The sequence below is a fragment of the Hydrogenophaga sp. genome (assembly GCF_018780075.1).
Lineage (GTDB): Bacteria > Pseudomonadota > Gammaproteobacteria > Burkholderiales > Burkholderiaceae_C > Hydrogenophaga.
This window is the reverse complement of record NZ_JADMKB010000174.1, coordinates 1-17,893: the sequence shown is the minus strand read 5'-3', so window position 1 is coordinate 17,893 and position 17,893 is coordinate 1. Positions and strand designations below refer to the sequence as shown.

Sequence of the window (17,893 nt, the reverse complement as noted above, 5' to 3'; positions counted from 1 at the left end):
TCAGTGTTATTAGGAGTCCCAACCATGGGCAACAAACTGTACGTGGGCAACCTGCCCTACACCGTGCGTGACGAAGACCTTCAGCAAGCTTTCAGCGCCTACGGCTCTGTCAACAGCGCCAAGGTCATGATGGAACGTGACACCGGCCGCTCCAAAGGTTTCGGCTTTGTCGAAATGGGCAGCGACGCAGAAGCGCTCGCCGCCGTTGAAGGCATGAACGGTCAGTCCCTGGGTGGTCGCAGCCTCGTCGTGAACGAAGCCCGTCCGATGGAAGCCCGTCCCCCCCGTACCGGCGGCGGCGGCTTCGGTGGCCCCCGCGGTGGTGGCGGCGGCTTCGGTGGTGGCGGCGAAGGCGGCTTCCGCAGCCCCTACGGCGGCGGTGGCCGTCGTGAAGGCGGTGGCGGTGGTGGCCGCGGCGGTTACTGATCGTCCGACCCCTCAGCCATTCCCGGTCCCTTGAGGCCGGAAATGCAAAAGCCCCCCGGCGTGCCGAGGGGCTTTTTTGTTGGTGCTCGGATTTTTTGGAGCCCCGCTCACAGTGGCTCAACCCTGCAGCCGATCCATGTGCGCCGGGCGCGCCTCAACCGGCTGACCGGCCCTCTCCCTGTCGGTGCTTGCGCGCACGACCGGTCAACAATCGATCGTACAAAGGGTTGGGCATCATCCTCAGCAGCTTGGCCACCACCCCCATCTGCCATGGGATGACGCGGTAACCTGTTCCGGCCTGGATGGCGTCGAAAGCACGGTCGGCAAACGCCGAGGGGCTCAGCAGAAACGGCATGGCGTATCGGTTCTGCTGCGTCAGCGGTGTGTCCACATAGCCTGGCAACAGGGTGACCACGCCGACCCCGCTGCGGCGCAGTTCACCACGCAGGCTTTCGCAGTACGCCACCACGGCGGCCTTGCTGGCGCAATAGGCCCCATGACCGGGCAGGCCGCGAATGGCAGCCACGCTGGCGATGCCCACCAGCCGGCCGCTGCCACGCGCGACCATGGCGCTCACAAAGGGGTGGAAGGTGGCGGCCAGGCCGGTGTTGTTGAGCGCGAAGGTGCGGGCCATCACATCCAGGTCTTCGCGCTGGGCGGTGTCCATGCCGATGCTGACGCCCGCGCTGGCGATCACCACATCGGGCAAGCCCTGTTCAGCCAGGCAGCGCTGGCCCGCTTCGACGATGCTGTCCGTCTCGGCCACATCCGCCCGGTACACCCGGCAGCGCTGACCATCCCAGCCCTGCGCATCCGCCCAGGCCTGCAACGCCTCACTGCGCCGGGCCACCAGTGCCAGCCGGTAGCCGGCCCGCGCATAACGCAACGACAGCGCCTGTCCGATGCCGCTGGAGGCACCGGTGATGAAGACGAGGGGACGGTCGGCGACGCTGTCGGAGCGGGCGACGGTCATGGCATCAACGCGGCGCGAACCGGGCTCGCACCTGGCCGGTCATCACCGCGACCCGGGTGTCTCCCTGGTAGTCCAGCGTGTTGGCGGTGATCTGGTCCTTGTCGCGCACCAGCAGGACCGGCTGGTCGGACATGACGTGATCGGGGTCCACCGACACACGCAGGTACTCGCCATGGAACTCCATACGGGCCAACGGTTGTCCGCTCGGACTGCGCCCCGCCTGGCGCACCACGGCGGCATCGCCTTCGAGCACAAACACCGTGCCGGCGTCGTTGCTGGTGATCGTCTTGGCGGTGGCCGTGGAGAGCTGGCGCTGGGGGTTGAACGAACGGATGCGCGCAGCGTCCACGACCAGGGTGCCAGTGTCGGGGTGGTGCCGCGCTTCGGTCCCGAAAAGCTCGGTCTTGAGTGCGCCTCCGGCCTCGAACACCTTGACCGAAAAGCGCTTCATGAAATAGTCGGGCTCGTGCGTCACAGGCTGCTCGGCGGCGGGTTGCTCGGGCTCCGGGGTGGCGCGCAACAACCAGTAGGACGCCAGCGCCAGCAGCATCATGAGCAGCACCGGCAGGTAGATCGACATCCTGTCCCACCAGCGGCCGAAGCCGAACTTGCGGACGGGCGCCGCGCCAGGGGACACAAGGGGAACTGCCGTGCTCACTGCCGTGCTCATCTCGCGGCCATCTCCAGCTCGACCGCGTAGCGGCCGCTCGCCACCAGCAACAAGTCACAGAGCTCCCGCACCGCACCCATGCCTGGCGCGCGCACGGTGACATGGTGCGCCAAAGCCAGCGCCTCGGCATGGGCCGTTGGCGGCACACACACCAGCGCCGCACGGCGCAGCATGGGCAAATCGGGCCAATCGTCTCCCATCGCCGCGGCTTGCGACCATCCCAGCCCCAGTTCGGCCAGGATCGATTCGGCCGCCGGTCGTTTGTCTTCGGTGCCGAGGCGCAGGTGGGTCACCCCCAGCGCGCCCAGGCGCGTGCGCAGTGCAGGCGCATCGCGCCCGCTGATCACCGCAGGCGTGATGCCCGCGCGCTGCAGCAGCTTGATGCCGTGGCCATCGAGCGTGTGAAACCGTTTGAGCGTCTCGCCGGCTTTGCTGAAATACAGGCCCCCGTCGGTCAACACGCCGTCCACATCGAAGAACACCACGCGCACCGGCTGAGCGCGAAGCAACAGCTCGGGGTCGAAGTTCAGCGTGGGACGCAGCGGCGGAAGATCAGAAGACATGGCGCAATGCTAACCGGGGAGCACACCAGCAACGGGTGAAGCACCCCAAACCCAGGGCGCAGCGGAACCGGCTTTGCCGGGCCGTCAGCGTCGTCCCCGGGGAGTGACGTGCGCAGCGCGGCGCTGGAGGATCAAATGACCTTCGCACGCATCAGGTCGTTGCTGTTGAGCGCACCACACAGCCGCCCCGCGTCATCCACCACCAGCACGCTGGTGATGCAACCGGCCTCCATCAGGTCGGCGGCCACCACCGCCAGCACATCGGCGCGCACCGTGCGCGGGTTGGGGTGCATCACCTCGGCGGCAGAGAGTGCACGCAGATCGGCACCGCTGCCGGTTTTCTCGATCAGGCGGCGCAGGTCACCGTCCGTGAAGATGCCCAGCACCTGATCGTCCGCATCGACGATGGCACTCATGCCCAGCCCCTTGGCGCTGACCACGCGCATCAGCTCCATCAAACTGGTCTGTGCCGACACGCGCGGTACATCATCACCGCTGCGCATCACGTCGCTCACGAGCGTGAGGAGCTTGCGACCCAGGGCGCCACCGGGGTGCGAACGGGCAAAGTCGTCGGCCTTGAACCCCCGGGCGTCGAGCAACGCCACGGCGAGCGCGTCACCCAGCGCGAGTTGCGCGGTGGTGCTGGCGGTGGGGGCCAGGTTGTGCGGGCAGGCCTCTTTTTCGACCGAGGTGTCGAGCACCACGTCGGCGTGTCGCCCCAGGGTGGACGACGCCCGGCCGGTGAACGCGACCAGCGGCACACCCATGCGCTTGATCAGTGGAAGGATGGCGGTGAGCTCCTCGCTTTCGCCGCTGTTGCTGATGCCGAGCACCACATCGGTGGCGGTGATCATGCCCAGGTCGCCATGGCTGGCCTCGGCCGGGTGAACGAACATCGAGGGCGTTCCGGTGGAAGCCAGGGTGGCGGTGATCTTGCGTCCGATGTGGCCACTCTTGCCCATGCCCATGACCACCACGCGCCCCTTGCACGACAGCAGCAGGCCGACCGCACGCACAAAACGGTCGTCCAGCCGACCGGCCATGGAGAGCACCGCCTGGGCCTCAATGTCCAAGGCTTCGCGCGCCAGGTTGGTCGTGCGAACGGGATCCAGGGTGGGGGGCAGACTCATCAAATGATTATCGCCGCAGCCACCGAACGGCGACTTCGCACCGAGATTCACCCGATTAACATCAGGACATGAATTCGCTCGACATCACGCTGCTTTACCTGCTGGCCGCCGTGTTGGGCGTGGTCGGTTGCCGCATGCTCAAGCTGCCGCCGATGCTCGGTTACCTGGTGGTGGGCGTGGTGATCGGCCCGAACGCGCTCGCGCTCGCGCAGGACTCGGCCGGTCTGAGACACCTCGCCGAATTCGGCGTGGTGTTCCTGATGTTCGTGATCGGGCTGGAGTTTTCACTGCCCAAGCTCAGGACCATGAAGCGGCACGTGTTCGGTCTGGGACTGTCCCAGGTCGTGCTCACCGTGCTGCTGACCACGCTGGCCTCGCTGGCCATGGGCGTGCTGCTGCCCAACTGGTGGAAGCTCTCGTGGCAAATGGCGTTGTCGCTGGGCGGCGTGATGGCCATGAGCAGCACCGCCATCGTGATCAAGCTCGTGGTCGAGCGGCTGGAGCTGGAGTCGGAGCATGGCAAGCGCGTGGTGGGCATCCTGCTGTTTCAGGATTTGGCCGTGGTGCCACTGCTGGTGCTGATTCCCGCGCTGGGCTCCGCGCCGGAAGACCTGCTGCCCGCCCTGGGCCTGGCCCTGGTCAAGGCGGTGGTGCTGCTCGGCGTGCTGCTCACCGGGGGCCAGAAGGTGATGCGGTGGTGGCTCACGCTGGTGGCGCGGCGCAAAAGCGAAGAGCTGTTCATGCTCAACCTGCTGCTGATCACGCTGGGCCTGGCCTGGCTGACGGAACACGCTGGCCTGTCGCTCGCGCTCGGTGCGTTCGTGGCGGGCATGCTGATTTCCGAGACCGAATACAAGCACCAGGTGGAGACCGACATCCGCCCGTTTCACGACGTGCTGCTGGGCCTGTTCTTCATCACCATCGGCATGATGCTGGACTGGCGCCTTGTGCTGGAGCGCTGGCCTCTCGTGCTGCTGTTGCTCACGCTCTCGCTGGGTTTCAAGATCGCCATGATCTCGGGCCTCACGCGTGCCTTCGGCGCGCCGATGGGCACCGCGCTGCGCACCGGCCTGTACCTCTGCCAGGGGGGTGAGTTCGGTCTCGTGCTGCTGACGCTGGCCGGCCAGTACCAGCTGGTGCCGCCGCAGCTGTTCAACCCCATCCTGGCGAGCATGGTCATCTCCATGCTCGCCACGCCGTTCCTGATCATGTACACCAACGACATCGTCACCCGCGTGGTGGGCAGCGACTGGCTCATGCAGTCGGTGCAGATGACGACCATCGCGCGCAAGGCCATCAACGCCGACAAGCACGTGATCATCTGCGGTTACGGCCGCTGCGGCCAGAACCTGGCGCGCCTGCTCGAAGCCGAAGGCATTCCCTACATGGCGCTGGACCTCGACCCCGACCGGGTGCGCCAGGCCGCAGCGGCCGGGCACTCGGTGGTGTTCGGCGACGCCGCGCGGCTGCAGGCCTTGATGGCGGCCGGCCTGCACCGTGCCAGCGCGGTCGTGATCACCTACATCGAAACCACGAGTGCGCTCAAGGTCTTGCACCACACCCACGAACACGCGCCGCAGGTGCCGGTGGTGGTGCGCACCATCGACGACACGGACGACGCCAGGCTGCGCCAGGCCGGCGCGACCGAGGTGGTGCCCGAGGCCATCGAGGCCAGCCTGATGCTGGCCAGCCACGCGCTGGCGCTGGTGGGCGTGCCGATGCGGCGTGTGATCCGCGTGGTGCAGGACCAGCGCGATGCGCGCTACAACCTGCTCAAGGGCTACTTTCACGGCGCGGACGACGACGGCATCGAAGAAGCCGATCACGAGCGCCTGTCCACGGTCACCATCCCGCCGGGCGGGCGCAAGGTGGGCAAGACCCTCGGCAGCGCCGCGCTCGACGCCATGGGCGTGCGCGTGGCCAACCTGCGGCGTGTGGGTGGGCAGAACGCGCCATTTGACGACCTGACCGTGCTCCAGGGCGGCGACACCCTGGTGCTCAGCGGCAAGGCCCCTGCGCTGGCGCTGGCCGAAGAGAAGTTGCTCAGCGGCCGCTGAACATCGGCCAAAACCCCTGTCCTGATCGGGCCTCGCCCCGGTGCTGTGTTTCGGGTGTGAGAGGGATAATCCCGCACATGGACAACGCCGCTTACCTCCGCTCGCACATCCGCACCGTGCCCGACTGGCCGGCACCGGGTGTGCAGTTCCGTGACATCACGCCGCTGCTGCAGGACCCCAAGGTGTTCCGCGTTCTGATCGACACCTTTGTGCATCGCTACATGGACCCTGCGCTCCGCCCCACCGTGGTGGCCGGGCTGGACGCGCGCGGCTTCATCATCGGCTCGGTGGTGGCCTACGAGCTGGGCGTGGGCTTTGTGCCGATCCGGAAGAAGGGCAAGCTGCCCTTCACCACGGTGGAGGAAACCTACGAACTGGAATACGGCAGCGCGACGGTCGAGCTGCACACCGACGCCGTCAAGGCAGGGGACCGCGTGCTGCTGATCGACGACCTGATCGCCACCGGTGGCACGATGATGGCGGGGCGGCGGCTGCTGGAAAAGCTCGGTGCCGAGGTGATGGAAGGTGCGGCCATCGTCGACCTGCCCGAACTGGGGGGTTCGGACAAGCTGCGAGCATCGGGGCTGCCTCTGTTCACGCTGGTCGATTTCGCTGGGCATTGACGCCCCCTGGGTCCGACTCCGACACCCGACCGCCCCACCGGACCTGCCTCAGAGCTTGCCGTACTGGGTCTCGCTCAGCTCGGAAAAACCGCTGTGCGACTCCGGCTCGGGCGCATCGGGTGGCAGCTCCATGCGGTGCGCTGGCATCGCAGGTTGCTGCAAGGCCTGGCGAAAGGCACTCACCTCTTCAGGCGCCACGGACTGCACACGTCCGTTGGACAACGGCGTGTCGGGCGCAGGAATGGCCGTGCCGCTGAGGGCCGCCTCGCGCTGGGTCTGCGCCGACACCGCCGCCTTCAAGGCCATGCCGCGCTGGTCGTGGGCCGCCTTGCGCCGCCAATACACCGCCTCCACCTGCATCGAATGACGCGAGCGGGCGCTGCTCTGGATCCAGCGTTCGATCTCCAGCAGGTACTCATCAGGCATGGCTTCGGCGGGCAACGCCAGATCCACCAGCACCAGAAAGCCGTCGCCGCTGGTGTCGAGGGCGAGCACCTTGAAGTCGTAGCTGGTGGACAGCACGCCAGCGCGGATCAAAGACTCGCGAACCACGGAGAACAACTGCTCTCGGCGCAGGACACGCCGACCGCGCCGCGGCGAGATCAGGGGCAAGGTCGTCTGGCTGAAAGAGCGGCGGGGTTTGCTCCGGCCACCGCTCCCGCCTGCATCGGATTTTTTGGCTTGTAGCCAGCGCAACAGGGACATGGCCGGAGTATGCCTTCAGGACAATGGGTTGGAATGAGAAAAAGTGCCGCAATCACCCGGCGAATCGTTACAACTGGACAACAGGGGCCCCATCAGGTGACGGCCACGCGTTTGGGCTTGTGGTACATGCGACGGGACAGCACCGCCGCCATGGCGACGGTGAGGTCCAGCGCAATGGAAGGAAAGCGGGTCGACAGCTCACGGAAACGCAACGGTGTCATGCACCACAACCTGGCGTGACTGCCGGCATTCACGGTGGCACTGCGCGGCAGGTGGCTGAAAAAAGCCCCTTCGCCCAGGATGGACCCGGCGCCCACCATTGCGATGCGCACGCGGTCCTTGTCGTCTTCGTAATGCACGGTGAGGCTGCCACTTTCGACGAAGTAGACCGTCCGGTCCTTCACGCCCTGCTCGATCAACACCTGCCCCTGTTTCAACACCACCGGCTGCAGGTAGTCGGCCAGCGTTTGCCACTGGTCTGCCGAGAGGTTCAGAGGCACAGCATCCAGCGCGCTGCTGAGCTTCATGGCCTGGGCAAGACCTTGAATGTCAGAACGAAGAGGGGGGTGCTGGCCGAGAGTCATGGCGCACATTAACCGCCCTGTACCCGCAGACACAAGCCCATGCAGGCCAACCATTTACGGCTGCTTACAGTTGAGCTCCCGACGGTCGCAAAGTGTCACTCAGCGGCAACACCAAGCCCCGAACCCTGGCCATGGGCGTCAGCCCGTGTGGGCCCGGAAGAGATCGCGAAGGCTTTGGCCCAACCAACGGTACGGCGCCGTCAGACGCCAGGAGCGGCTGGTGGCCACCCGCTGGATGTGCTGTTGCTGCTGGTCGACCAGGCACTGTGCCTGTGCCAACACGCCTCCCGCTTCGGCCATCGCCGCCTCGTGGCGAATGCGCTCGTCCCGCCACCGTTGCGCCAGGGCACTCAGTGTTCTGGCCTGGCCCTGGACGTGACGGGCCAACGTGGATGCGGTGGATGCCGGTCGGTCTGCGTCCGTGCCGGGTTGGTCGCGAGGCCCCAGCACCGGCGCCAAGGCAAAAAAGGCCAGCGCCTGCTCCTGCGTGGTGGTGACCAGCACCCGGTCGTTGGCCGCGAGGTCCATGCCCTTGGGCCCTCCCTCCTGTGGGTTGTACTGCCCGCGCCGAAAGCGCTCTTCGTCCAGCACCCGCATGCGTTCGATCGGGAGGCACTCGCCTTGCCAGCCCCCGGCCTCGCACCGATAGACATGGACAAGCGGCAGTCCCGCATCGGCCACCAGCAGGAACCGGCTGTCCCGGGTCCAGCGCAGCCCGTGCGGGTAGTTCATCCCGCGCAGCACCGCCGCAGGTGGGCTGGACGGACCCAGTGTGGCGGTGTTTTCGTACACGAACACGCAGTGTTCGTCGTGGTTGCTCACGGCGATCCAGTGCTGGTCCCGGCTGTGGGCCACGCCGTCGGGGATCTGGAGTCCGGCGGCCAGCAGCCGGGAGCCACCGAGCACCGCATAACCGTTCCGCGCGTCCAGCAGGTGCTGCGACACCTGGTTCGCGTAGTTGTTGCAGAGCAGGACCTCCAGCCAGCCCCCATCCAGAGCGGCCACGCTCACCGACCCGGGGGTGTGCACCAGCTGTTCGGTCCCGTCGGACCGCAAACGCGCCAGCGGTTCGAGCTGGAGGACCGCCGTGATCGGCGATGCCCGAGGCACCCGAAGGATGGGCGCATCCCCTTGCCGGTTCGCCACGATCAGGGTCTCATCGTCGATCCAGAAGACCCCGTGCGGGTAGGAGAAGGCGTCAGACACCACCTCCTGGGGGCTGTGCAGATGAACCGCTGGCGTGGCCCCATCCCCGGTGAAGCACACCCCCAGCACCAGCAGGCGGTTGTCCAGGTGGCCCACCAGTGCCAAGCGCTGGTTGTCCGGGGAGAAATGCACATCCTCGGTGCGCCCGATCCCGTCGATCGCGCGCTGCGCATCGGCATCGGCGGTGAAAACGATGGCGTCAGCCTGACGCCAGTTGAAGGCTTCGACCGGTTGCACGGCGGTGTCCATGACGTTCTGCGGCTCCATCGGTCAAATGTGACATTCTGCAAGCGATCGTCCGGTCTGCGCGGCGACCCGGGCCAGGCATCACTTGCCGATGCAGAAGCGGGAGAAGATCTCACCCAGCAGGTCGTCGGCGCTGAACTCGCCGGTGATCTCGCTCAGGCTGTTTTGCGCCAGACGCAGCTCCTCCGCCAGCAGGTCCAGGTGCTCGGCGCGGGCCTCCAGACAGGTCTGCGCGCTGCCCAGGTGCTCGGCCACGCGGCGCAGGGCCTGAAGGTGCCGCTCGCGCGCCATGAACAGGCCATCGCCCGCGTGCTGCCAGCCGGCCAGGGTGAGCAAACCCTGTCGCAGGCCTTCGATGCCATCACCACTCTTGGCCGAAATCGCCAGATCACCGGCCCGCAAACGGTCAGCGAGCGCCGCCTGTTGAGGGGCCCCGCTCTGATCCAGCTTGTTCCAGACCTGCAGCACCGTCACCCCCATCGGCAATGCAGCCGCGATGGCGGCGTCCGCCGCCTGGTAGTCGGCGCTTTCGCACCGGGTCAGGTCGTGCAGGAAAAGCACCGCATCGGCCCCTTCGATCTGGCCCCAGGCGCGCTCGATGCCGATTTTTTCGACCTCGTCCACGTCGGCGCCTTCGCGCAGCCCGGCGGTGTCGATCACGTGCAGCGGCACACCTTCGATCTGGATGGTCTGCTGTACCACGTCGCGCGTGGTGCCGGCAATGGACGTCACGATGGCCAGCTCGGCACCAGCGAGCGCGTTGAGCAGCGAGCTTTTGCCCGCGTTGGGTTGGCCGGCGATCACGACCTTGAGGCCGTCGCGCAGCAAGGCGCCCTGGCGCGCCTGGGCCTGCACATCGGTCAACGCGGTGCGCAAGCGGGCGAGCTGCCCCTCGGCGTCGGCCTTTTTCAGGAAGTCGATCTCTTCCTCGGGGAAGTCCAGCGTGGCTTCCACCAGCATGCGCAGGTTGATCAGCGCATCGCGCAGCGCGTGGATGCGTTCGGAAAACACGCCCGCCAATGAGCGACTGGCGCTGCGGGCAGCGGCCTCGGTGCTGGCGTCGATCAGGTCGGCCACGGCCTCGGCCTGGGCCAGGTCGAGCTTGTCGTTCAGGAAGGCGCGTTCGGTGAACTCGCCCGCGCGCGCGGGCCGCAGACCGCTCAGCAGCGGCAGGCCATTGGCATCGGCGGACTGCGCGACTTGCAGGCAGCGCGCCAGCAGCAACTGCAACACCACCGGTCCGCCATGCCCCTGCAGCTCCAGCACGTCTTCGCCCGTGTACGAGTGCGGTCCCGGAAACCACAGCGCCAGGCCATGGTCAATCGACTGACCGGCTGCATCGAGAAACGGCAGGTAGGTGGCCTCACGCGGCTTGAGCGCGCGGCAAAGCAGGGTCTGCACGAAACCCGCCAGTCCCTTGCCCGACACCCGCACGATGCCCACGGCGCCACGACCGGGCGCGGTGGCGATGGCAACGATGGGGTCTCGGGAAGCAGCGAGCATGAAGCGAGAGGATAAAGCGGAAAAACAAAGGGCCTGCAGTTGCAGGCCCGATGGCGTGAAGTGTCCTTTCCAGAGACACCGAGGAACCGGCTTTGCCGGGCCTCTGGTGTCGCCCCCCTTTGAGGGGGGAGCCGCGAAGCGGCGCAGGGGGTTACTTCCTAAAAAGTTCGAACGGGTTCGTGATCTTCAGCGGCACACCCATGCGCTTGTTGATGAAGGACTGCTGGGCGATCGTCAACACGTTGTTCGTGATCCAGTACAGCACCAGGCCGGCCGGGAAGAAGAAGAACATGACCGAGAACATCAGCGGCATCAGCCACATCATCTTGGCCTGCAGCGGATCGGGCGGCAGCGGGTTGAGCGCGGTCTGAATGATCGTGGTCAGCGTCATGATGAAGGGCAACACAAAGTACGGGTCTTTGGTGGACAGGTCGGTGATCCAGCCCATCCAGGGCGCGTTGCGCATTTCCACCGACGACAGCAGCACCCAGTACAGCGCGATGAACACGGGGATCTGGATCATGATGGGGAAGCAGCCACCCAGCGGGTTGACTTTTTCTTCCCGGTACATCTTCATCATTTCCTGCTGCATCAACTGCGGGTTGCCTTTGAGACGCTCGCGCATCTCGGCGACCTTCGGGTTGATGGCCTTCATCTTGGCCATGCTGCGGTAGGCGCTGGCGTTGAGCCAGTAGAAAGCCGCCTTGAGCAACACCACCAGCAGCACGATCGACCAGCCCCAGTTGGCCACGAAGCCGTGGATCTTCTCCAGCAGCCAGTACAGCGGCTTGGCCAGGATGGTCAACCAGCCGTAGTCCTTCACCAGTTCCAGGCCCGGGGCCACGGTTTCGAGCACCGTCTCCTGTTGCGGGCCAATGAACAGGCGCGCATCGAGTTTCTGGCTCTGCCCGGGGGCCACAGCGGGCAGCGTCGCGATCGAACCGACCGAGTACAGGCTGTTGTCGACCTTGCGGGCGAAGTTCTCGCGCGCGGTGCCATCGCCCAGCAGCCAGGCCGAGGCAAAGTAGTGCTGCACCATGGCGACGTAGCCGTCATTCGAGGTCTTCTCGAAATTGTTCTTGCCCGCGTCAATGTCCTTGAACTCGACCTTCTGGTACTTCTGGGCGCCGGTGTAGATCGCCGGGCCGGTGAAGGTGGAATAGAAGGGCGTTTCGCTGTCGGTCTTGTTGCCGTCGCGCACCAGCTGCAGGTACAGCTGCGGGGTGACCGCCGCCGCGCCGGCGTTGACCACCTCATGGCTCACGCCAATCACATAGCTGCCGCGCTGCAGCGTGTAGGTCTTGGCCAGCTTCACACCGCCGACGTCGGCCGATTCGAAGCGCAATGCCAGCTCGTTCTGGCCCTCGGCCAGCGACGTCGGGCCCGCGACCAGCGTCATCGGGGTCTTGTGGGTGGGAAAGCTGCCGCCGATCAGACCGGTCTGCGCCACATAGGTGTGCTTGTCGTTCTGGGCCAGCAGCTGCAGCGGCTCGGAGCCGAGTTGCTGACTGGCGTGCTTGAGCAGCGTGGCGCCGATCAGGGAGCCGCCTTCGCTGTTGAAGGTCAGCTTCAGCACGTCGGTGCTGGCATCGATGCGCTGGGCCACCGGTGCGGGCGCGCCGCCGGGTGCTGCTGCGACGCCGGCAGCCGCCGTTGTTGCTGCGGGCACAGCAGCGTTGCCGCCAGCCGTTGGCGCGGCCGCGCCAACGGCCTTGGGCGCCGTCACCGCAGACGATGGGAAAAAGGTGGGCGCCTTGCCGTTGTGGATCTGCCACTTGTCCCAGATCAGGACCATCGAAAAACCAAAAACCACCCAGAGGATGGAGCGGCGGATGTCGTTCATGACGGGATCTTCTTTTCAGGGGACGAAGGGATCAGACGCGAAAACAGGCGCGGCGCCCGCTCGGGCACCGGGTCGTGACCGCCCTGGCACCAGGGCTGGCAGCGACCGATGCGGTGCAGCATGAGGTAGGTACCGGCCAGGGCACCGTGTCGGTCCAGCGCACCGATGGCGTAGACCGAACAGGTGGGCTCGAAACGGCAGCCATTGCCGAGCCATGGACTCAGCAGCAAACGGTAGCCCTTGACCAGACCGATCAGAGCACGGCGCGGCCAGCCGCTCAACATGGCGCGGCCTCGGCAGGCGCAGCCTTCACGGCAACACGGCCCATCAGCTGGGTCAGCTCGGCGCGCACAGCGGCCTTGAGGGCGTCCGACGTGGCGCTCACAAACTGCTTGCGGCTGAACTCGCTGCGCAAGCGCACCACCAACGCCGCCTGCGGCAACGCCGACCCGGCCACGCGGGAGACCTCATAGATCTGGCGGCGGATGGTGTTGCGCGTGACCGCGCGACGGGCCCAGCGTTTGGGCAGCATCACACCCAGCCAGGTGTCGGCCACAGGAAACAGCGCGCGGCCCTCGTCCGGGCTGGGCAGCGCCAGCCGGTGGAGGGCAAAGTGGGGGGTCTTGGCCACGAGGGCACCCGCCATGACGGCCTGGAACTGCGGCCGGGACCGGATGCGCTGCATCAGCCGAACCGGGTGGCAGGCATGCTGAACAGCATCGACCCGACCGGCATGGGCTGCAGGCGCGAGCAGGCTCAGACGGCCAGGCGCTTGCGGCCCTTGGCGCGGCGGGCGTTGATCACGGCACGGCCGCCGCGGGTCTTCATGCGCACGAGGAAGCCGTGGGTACGGGCGCGCTTGATCTTGGAAGGCTGGTAGGTGCGTTTCATTGCCATGGCAGTGGACCCAGGCTTTGACCGTGGGCATTCAAGTTAAAGGGAAACCCGAGATTATCGCAAGAAAACCCCATGCGCGGCAAGCACTTGGCGTTTTTAACCGCTGCAACACCTCATCTCGACCAAGCACCCGGGTCACGGTCAGGGGAGCAACCCCAGCGTGTGGATAAGTCCGCGGGCACCGTACAATGCCCAGCCAGCCCCGAGCCATTTGTCCACAAGAACAGTTTCCTTTTCCGTCTACATGATCGAGGGCACCCCCCCATTGAATGCCGCCAGCGACATCCCGTCGCTCTGGTCGACCTGCGTCGATCGCCTGGCGCAGGAAATTCCCGAACAACAGTTCAACACCTGGATCCGGCCGCTCTCGGCGGTGGTCGCGGCGGACGCCTCCAAAGTCACGATCGCCGTGGCCAACCGGTTCAAGATGGACTGGATACGTGCCCAGTATTCGGCCCGCATCGCCGCGTTGCTGGAAAGCATCCACCAGGCGCCTGTCATCCTGGAGTTGGTGCTCGCTCCTCGTGAAGGCCCCAGCCGCACGTCGCCTGCGCCGCGCACGGTGCAGGATCAGGTGCTGGCCGAGTTGCCCGATGTGGCGCCGGCCGAAGCCAACAACCCCACCGGCCCGCGCACCCGGCTGAACCCGGCGCTGACCTTTTCCACCCTCGTCGAGGGCTCGGCCAACCGCATGGCGCGCGCCGCGGCGATGCACGTCGCCGGCAGCCTGGGCCAGCTCTACAACCCGCTGTTCATCTACGGTGGCGTCGGCCTGGGCAAGACCCACCTGGTGCACGCCATCGGCAACCACCTGCTGGCGGACCGCCCTCAGGCCAAGGTTTTGTACATCCACGCCGAGCAGTTCGTCTCGGATGTGGTCAAGTCCTACCAGCGCAAGACTTTTGACGAGTTCAAGGAGCGTTACCACTCGCTCGATCTGCTGCTGATCGACGATGTGCAGTTCTTCGCCAACAAGGAACGCACGCAGGAAGAATTCTTCAACGCCTTCGAGGCGCTGCTGGCCCGCAAGAGCCACATCGTGCTGACCAGCGACACCTACCCCAAGGGCCTGGCCGACATCCACGAACGGCTGGTCTCGCGCTTCGACTCGGGCCTGACGGTCGCCATCGAGCCGCCTGAGCTCGAAATGCGCGTGGCCATCCTGATCAACAAGGCGGCGGTGGAGAACGCCGTCATGCCTGAGGAAGTCGCGTTCTTCGTGGCCAAGAACGTGCGCTCCAACGTGCGCGAACTCGAGGGTGCGCTGCGGAAAATCCTGGCCTATTCGCGCTTCAACCAGAAGGAAATATCGATCCAGCTGGCGCGCGACGCGCTGAAAGACCTGCTGTCGATCCAGAACCGTCAGATTTCGGTCGAGAACATCCAGAAGACCGTGGCCGACTACTACAAGATCAAGGTCGCGGACATGTACAGCAAGAAGCGCCCGGCCAGCATCGCCCGCCCGCGCCAGATTGCCATGTTCATCGCCAAGGAACTGACGCAAAAAAGCCTGCCGGAAATCGGCGAGCTGTTCGGGGGCAGGGACCACACCACGGTGCTGCACGCGGTGCGCAAGATCGGCGCCGAGCGCCAGCAGAACAGCGAGCTGAACCAACAGCTGCACGTGCTGGAACAGACGCTCAAGGGCTGAGGGCCATGGTTTGCGGGAGGCCCTGGCAAAAAGGTGAAAATAGGCGAGTTTTGGGCTCTGAGGAGGCCCTGTAGCAAGCCCGAGGAGTGCGCCGGAGCGGAGCGCCACCAGTCAACCAAAGACGAAAGAGTCTGACATGATCGTTTTGAAATCCACCCAGGACAAGGTGTTGGCTGCGCTGCAGTCGGTCGCGGGCATCGTGGAGCGCCGGCACACCCTGCCGATCCTGGCCAATGTGCTGCTGCGCAAGACGGGCTCGTCCGTGCAGCTGACCACCAGCGACCTGGAGATCCAGATCCGCACCACGGCCCAGCTCGACGGCGACGACGGCAACTTCGCCACCACCCTGGGCGCGCGCAAGCTGATCGACATCCTGCGCACCATGCCATCGGATCAGACCGTCAGCCTGGAAAACACCGGCGGCAAGCTGGTGCTCAAAGGCGGCAAGAGCCGCTTCACGCTGCAAAGCATGCCACCCGAAGACTTCCCGCTGGTGCAGGAATCCGCCAGCTTCGGCCCCGTGTTCTCGGTGCCGCAGAAGACGCTCAAGAGCCTGCTCGGCCAGGTGTCGTTTGCCATGGCCGTGCACGACATCCGCTATTACCTCAACGGCATCCTCTTCGTGGCCGAGGGCAAGAAGCTCAGCCTGGTCGCTACCGACGGCCACCGCCTGGCGTTTGCCAGCGCCGAGCTGGACGTGGAAGTGCCCAAACAGGAGGTGATCCTGCCGCGCAAGACCGTGATCGAGCTGCAGCGCCTGCTGTCCGACAAGGAAGGCGCGATCGAGATGCAGTTCGCCGCCAACCAGGCCAAGTTCAGCTTCGACGGCATGGAGTTCGTCACCAAGCTGGTCGAGGGCAAGTTCCCCGACTACAACCGCGTGATCCCGAAGAACCACAAGAACATCGTCACGCTGGGTCGCGCGCCGCTGCTGGCCAGCCTGCAGCGCACCGCCATCATGACGAGCGAGAAGTTCAAGGGCGTGCGCCTGAACGTCGAACCCGGCGCGCTGCGCGTTGCGTCGAGCAACGCCGAGCAGGAAGAAGCCGTGGACGAACTCGACATCGACTACGGTGGCGACACGATCGAGATCGGCTTCAACGTCACCTACCTGATCGACGCGCTGCAGAACATGAGCCAGGAGATGGTTCGCATCGAGCTGGCCGACGGCAACAGCTCCGCGCTCGTCACCAACCCCGACGACAACGCGTTCAAGTACGTTGTCATGCCGATGCGGATTTGATCGTTCAGCGATCCTGCTCCCCCAAGCCCGACCCGCTGCACAGCGGGTTTGGCCTTTCTAGCGATTGAGAAAAGTTCACCATGTCCGAAGCCAACCAGCCCGCAGAACCCGGTTCCGAAGCCGTCAACACCGGTGAAGCAGGGGCCGCCAGCTCCAATTTCCAGCCCACCATCGACGCCCACCAGGCTGGCGCGAGCGAGGGGTATGGCGAAGGTGCCATCCAGATCCTGGAAGGCCTGGAAGCGGTGCGCAAGCGCCCGGGCATGTACATCGGCGACACATCGGATGGCACCGGCCTGCACCACCTGGTGTTCGAGGTGGTGGACAACTCGATCGACGAAGCCCTGGCCGGTCATTGTGACGACATCGTTGTCACCATCCACAGCGACAACTCGATCAGCGTCACCGACAACGGCCGCGGCATCCCCACCGGCGTGAAGATGGACGACAAGCACGAGCCCAAGCGCTCGGCGGCCGAGATCGCGCTGACCGAGCTGCACGCGGGCGGCAAGTTCAACCAGAACAGCTACAAGGTGTCGGGCGGCCTGCACGGTGTGGGCGTGTCCTGCGTGAACGCGCTCAGCCAGTGGCTGCGCCTCACGGTGCGCCGCGAAGGCAAGATGCACCAGATCGACTTTGCACGCGGCTTCGTGCAGAACCGCATCGTCGAGAAGAACGCCGACGGCATCGAAATCTCGCCCATGAAGGTGGCCGGTGACACCGAGAAGCGCGGCACGGAAGTGCACTTCCTGCCCGACTACGAGATCTTCAAAGAGAACAGCGATTTCCACTACGAGATCCTCAGCAAGCGCCTGCGCGAACTGAGCTTCCTGAACAACGGCGTGCGCATCCGCCTGAAGGACGAACGCAGCGGCAAGGAAGACGACTTCTCCGGTGCCGGCGGCGTCAAGGGTTTCGTGGATTTCATCAACAAGGGCAAGACGGTTCTGCACCCCAACGTGTTCCACGCGCTGGGCGACCGCGCGAGCGACCAGGGCACCAACATCGGCGTTGAAGTGGCCATGCAGTGGAACAGCGGCTACAACGAGCAGGTGCTCTGCTTCACCAACAACATCCCGCAGCGCGACGGCGGCACCCACCTGACCGGCCTGCGCGCCGCGATGACGCGCGTCATCAACAAATACATCGACGACAGCGAACTGGCCAAAAAAGCCAAGGTGGAAGTCACCGGCGACGACATGCGCGAAGGCCTGTGCTGCGTGCTGAGCGTGAAGGTGCCCGAGCCCAAGTTCTCCAGCCAGACCAAGGACAAGCTGGTCTCCAGCGAAGTGCGCGGCCCGGTGGAAGACATCGTGTCCCGCCTGCTGGCCGACTACCTGCAAGAGCGCCCGAACGACGCCAAGATCATCTGCGGCAAGATCGTGGAAGCCGCCCGCGCCCGCGAAGCCGCCCGCAAGGCGCGCGAAATGACGCGCCGCAAGGGCGTGCTCGACGGCATGGGCCTGCCCGGCAAACTGGCCGACTGCCAGGAAAAAGACCCGGCGCTGTGCGAGATCTACATCGTCGAGGGTGACTCCGCCGGCGGCTCCGCCAAGCAGGGCCGCGACCGCAA

At 65.7% G+C, this 17,893-nt stretch carries 18 protein-coding genes; 6 read left to right on the top strand and 12 right to left on the bottom strand.

From position 1 onward, the window contains the following. Nucleotides 1–24: 24 nt before the first annotated feature. Nucleotides 25–426, top strand: coding sequence for an RNA-binding protein (locus tag IV088_RS25280; RefSeq protein WP_236962929.1), 402 nt, complete (start codon nt 25–27; stop codon nt 424–426). A gap of 154 nt (nt 427–580) precedes the next feature. Here the strand turns inward: IV088_RS25280 and IV088_RS25275 are convergent, their stop codons facing one another. The 4 genes from IV088_RS25275 to IV088_RS25260 all read right to left on the bottom strand — a co-directional run bounded on the left by IV088_RS25275 (nt 581) and on the right by IV088_RS25260 (nt 3,762). Beyond that, the gene (locus IV088_RS25275; protein WP_291107601.1) at nt 581–1,399 is read right to left on the bottom strand and encodes an SDR family oxidoreductase; all 819 of its coding nucleotides are present in this window, start codon (nt 1,397–1,399) and stop codon (nt 581–583) included. A gap of 4 nt (nt 1,400–1,403) precedes the next feature. Beyond that, entirely contained in the window at nt 1,404–2,069 is a 666-nt protein-coding gene (gene lptC, locus IV088_RS25270; RefSeq protein WP_291107599.1) for an LPS export ABC transporter periplasmic protein LptC, read from the bottom strand. Continuing rightward, the gene (locus tag IV088_RS25265) at nt 2,066–2,632 is read right to left on the bottom strand and encodes a 3-deoxy-D-manno-octulosonate 8-phosphate phosphatase (RefSeq protein WP_291107596.1); all 567 of its coding nucleotides are present in this window, start codon (nt 2,630–2,632) and stop codon (nt 2,066–2,068) included. Before IV088_RS25265 ends, lptC begins: the two co-directional genes overlap by 4 nt. Before the next feature lie 131 nt (nt 2,633–2,763). Continuing rightward, nucleotides 2,764–3,762 carry a KpsF/GutQ family sugar-phosphate isomerase gene (locus IV088_RS25260; protein WP_291107593.1) on the bottom strand — a complete coding sequence of 333 codons (999 nt, stop codon included), beginning with the start codon at nt 3,760–3,762 and terminating at the stop codon, nt 2,764–2,766. 68 nt (nt 3,763–3,830) lie between these two features. On the opposite strand from IV088_RS25260, the gene IV088_RS25255 reads away from it, so the two are divergent. Together IV088_RS25255 and IV088_RS25250 are read left to right on the top strand one after the other, a co-directional pair. Further along, nucleotides 3,831–5,819 carry a monovalent cation:proton antiporter family protein gene (locus IV088_RS25255; protein WP_291107590.1) on the top strand — a complete coding sequence of 663 codons (1,989 nt, stop codon included), beginning with the start codon at nt 3,831–3,833 and terminating at the stop codon, nt 5,817–5,819. A 77-nt stretch (nt 5,820–5,896) separates the two neighbouring features. Beyond that, on the top strand, nt 5,897–6,442 hold the full coding sequence (locus tag IV088_RS25250) for an adenine phosphoribosyltransferase (protein ID WP_291107587.1): 546 nt from the start codon (nt 5,897–5,899) through the stop codon (nt 6,440–6,442). 48 nt (nt 6,443–6,490) lie between these two features. Here the strand turns inward: IV088_RS25250 and IV088_RS25245 are convergent, their stop codons facing one another. The 8 genes from IV088_RS25245 to rpmH all read right to left on the bottom strand — a co-directional run bounded on the left by IV088_RS25245 (nt 6,491) and on the right by rpmH (nt 13,420). Then, entirely contained in the window at nt 6,491–6,994 is a 504-nt protein-coding gene (locus IV088_RS25245) for a hypothetical protein (RefSeq protein ID WP_291107584.1), read from the bottom strand. Nucleotides 6,995–7,239: 245 nt separating this feature from the next. Next, the gene (locus tag IV088_RS25240) at nt 7,240–7,674 is read right to left on the bottom strand and encodes a cyclic nucleotide-binding domain-containing protein (protein ID WP_291107581.1); all 435 of its coding nucleotides are present in this window, start codon (nt 7,672–7,674) and stop codon (nt 7,240–7,242) included. Between the two features lie 195 nt (nt 7,675–7,869). Next, nucleotides 7,870–9,186: an LpqB family beta-propeller domain-containing protein gene (locus tag IV088_RS25235; RefSeq protein WP_291107578.1), complete on the bottom strand. Its 1,317-nt coding sequence runs from the start codon at nt 9,184–9,186 to the stop codon at nt 7,870–7,872. A gap of 78 nt (nt 9,187–9,264) precedes the next feature. Then, a complete protein-coding gene (gene mnmE / locus IV088_RS25230; protein ID WP_291107576.1) occupies nt 9,265–10,686 on the bottom strand; it encodes a tRNA uridine-5-carboxymethylaminomethyl(34) synthesis GTPase MnmE in 1,422 nt (473 codons plus the stop codon). Between the two features lie 151 nt (nt 10,687–10,837). Continuing rightward, nucleotides 10,838–12,529: a membrane protein insertase YidC gene (gene yidC / locus IV088_RS25225; protein ID WP_291107575.1), complete on the bottom strand. Its 1,692-nt coding sequence runs from the start codon at nt 12,527–12,529 to the stop codon at nt 10,838–10,840. Further along, nucleotides 12,526–12,813: a membrane protein insertion efficiency factor YidD gene (gene yidD / locus IV088_RS25220; RefSeq protein WP_291107573.1), complete on the bottom strand. Its 288-nt coding sequence runs from the start codon at nt 12,811–12,813 to the stop codon at nt 12,526–12,528. Before yidD ends, yidC begins: the two co-directional genes overlap by 4 nt. Continuing rightward, the gene (locus IV088_RS25215; RefSeq protein WP_291107570.1) at nt 12,807–13,214 is read right to left on the bottom strand and encodes a ribonuclease P protein component; all 408 of its coding nucleotides are present in this window, start codon (nt 13,212–13,214) and stop codon (nt 12,807–12,809) included. Before IV088_RS25215 ends, yidD begins: the two co-directional genes overlap by 7 nt. A gap of 71 nt (nt 13,215–13,285) precedes the next feature. Continuing rightward, complete coding sequence (rpmH, locus tag IV088_RS25210) at nt 13,286–13,420, bottom strand: 50S ribosomal protein L34 (protein WP_066096666.1); 135 nt, start codon at nt 13,418–13,420, stop codon at nt 13,286–13,288. Between the two features lie 250 nt (nt 13,421–13,670). Between rpmH and dnaA the strand changes: the two genes are divergently transcribed. The 3 genes from dnaA to IV088_RS25195 all read left to right on the top strand — a co-directional run. Beyond that, nucleotides 13,671–15,077 (top strand): chromosomal replication initiator protein DnaA, encoded by a 1,407-nt coding sequence (gene dnaA / locus IV088_RS25205; RefSeq protein WP_291107567.1) that lies wholly within the window; start codon nt 13,671–13,673, stop codon nt 15,075–15,077. Nucleotides 15,078–15,213: 136 nt separating this feature from the next. Then, nucleotides 15,214–16,320 (top strand): DNA polymerase III subunit beta, encoded by a 1,107-nt coding sequence (gene dnaN / locus IV088_RS25200; RefSeq protein ID WP_291107564.1) that lies wholly within the window; start codon nt 15,214–15,216, stop codon nt 16,318–16,320. An 80-nt stretch (nt 16,321–16,400) separates the two neighbouring features. Next, on the top strand, nt 16,401–17,893 hold a 1,493-nt coding region (locus IV088_RS25195), incomplete at its 3' end, for an ATP-binding protein (protein ID WP_291107562.1).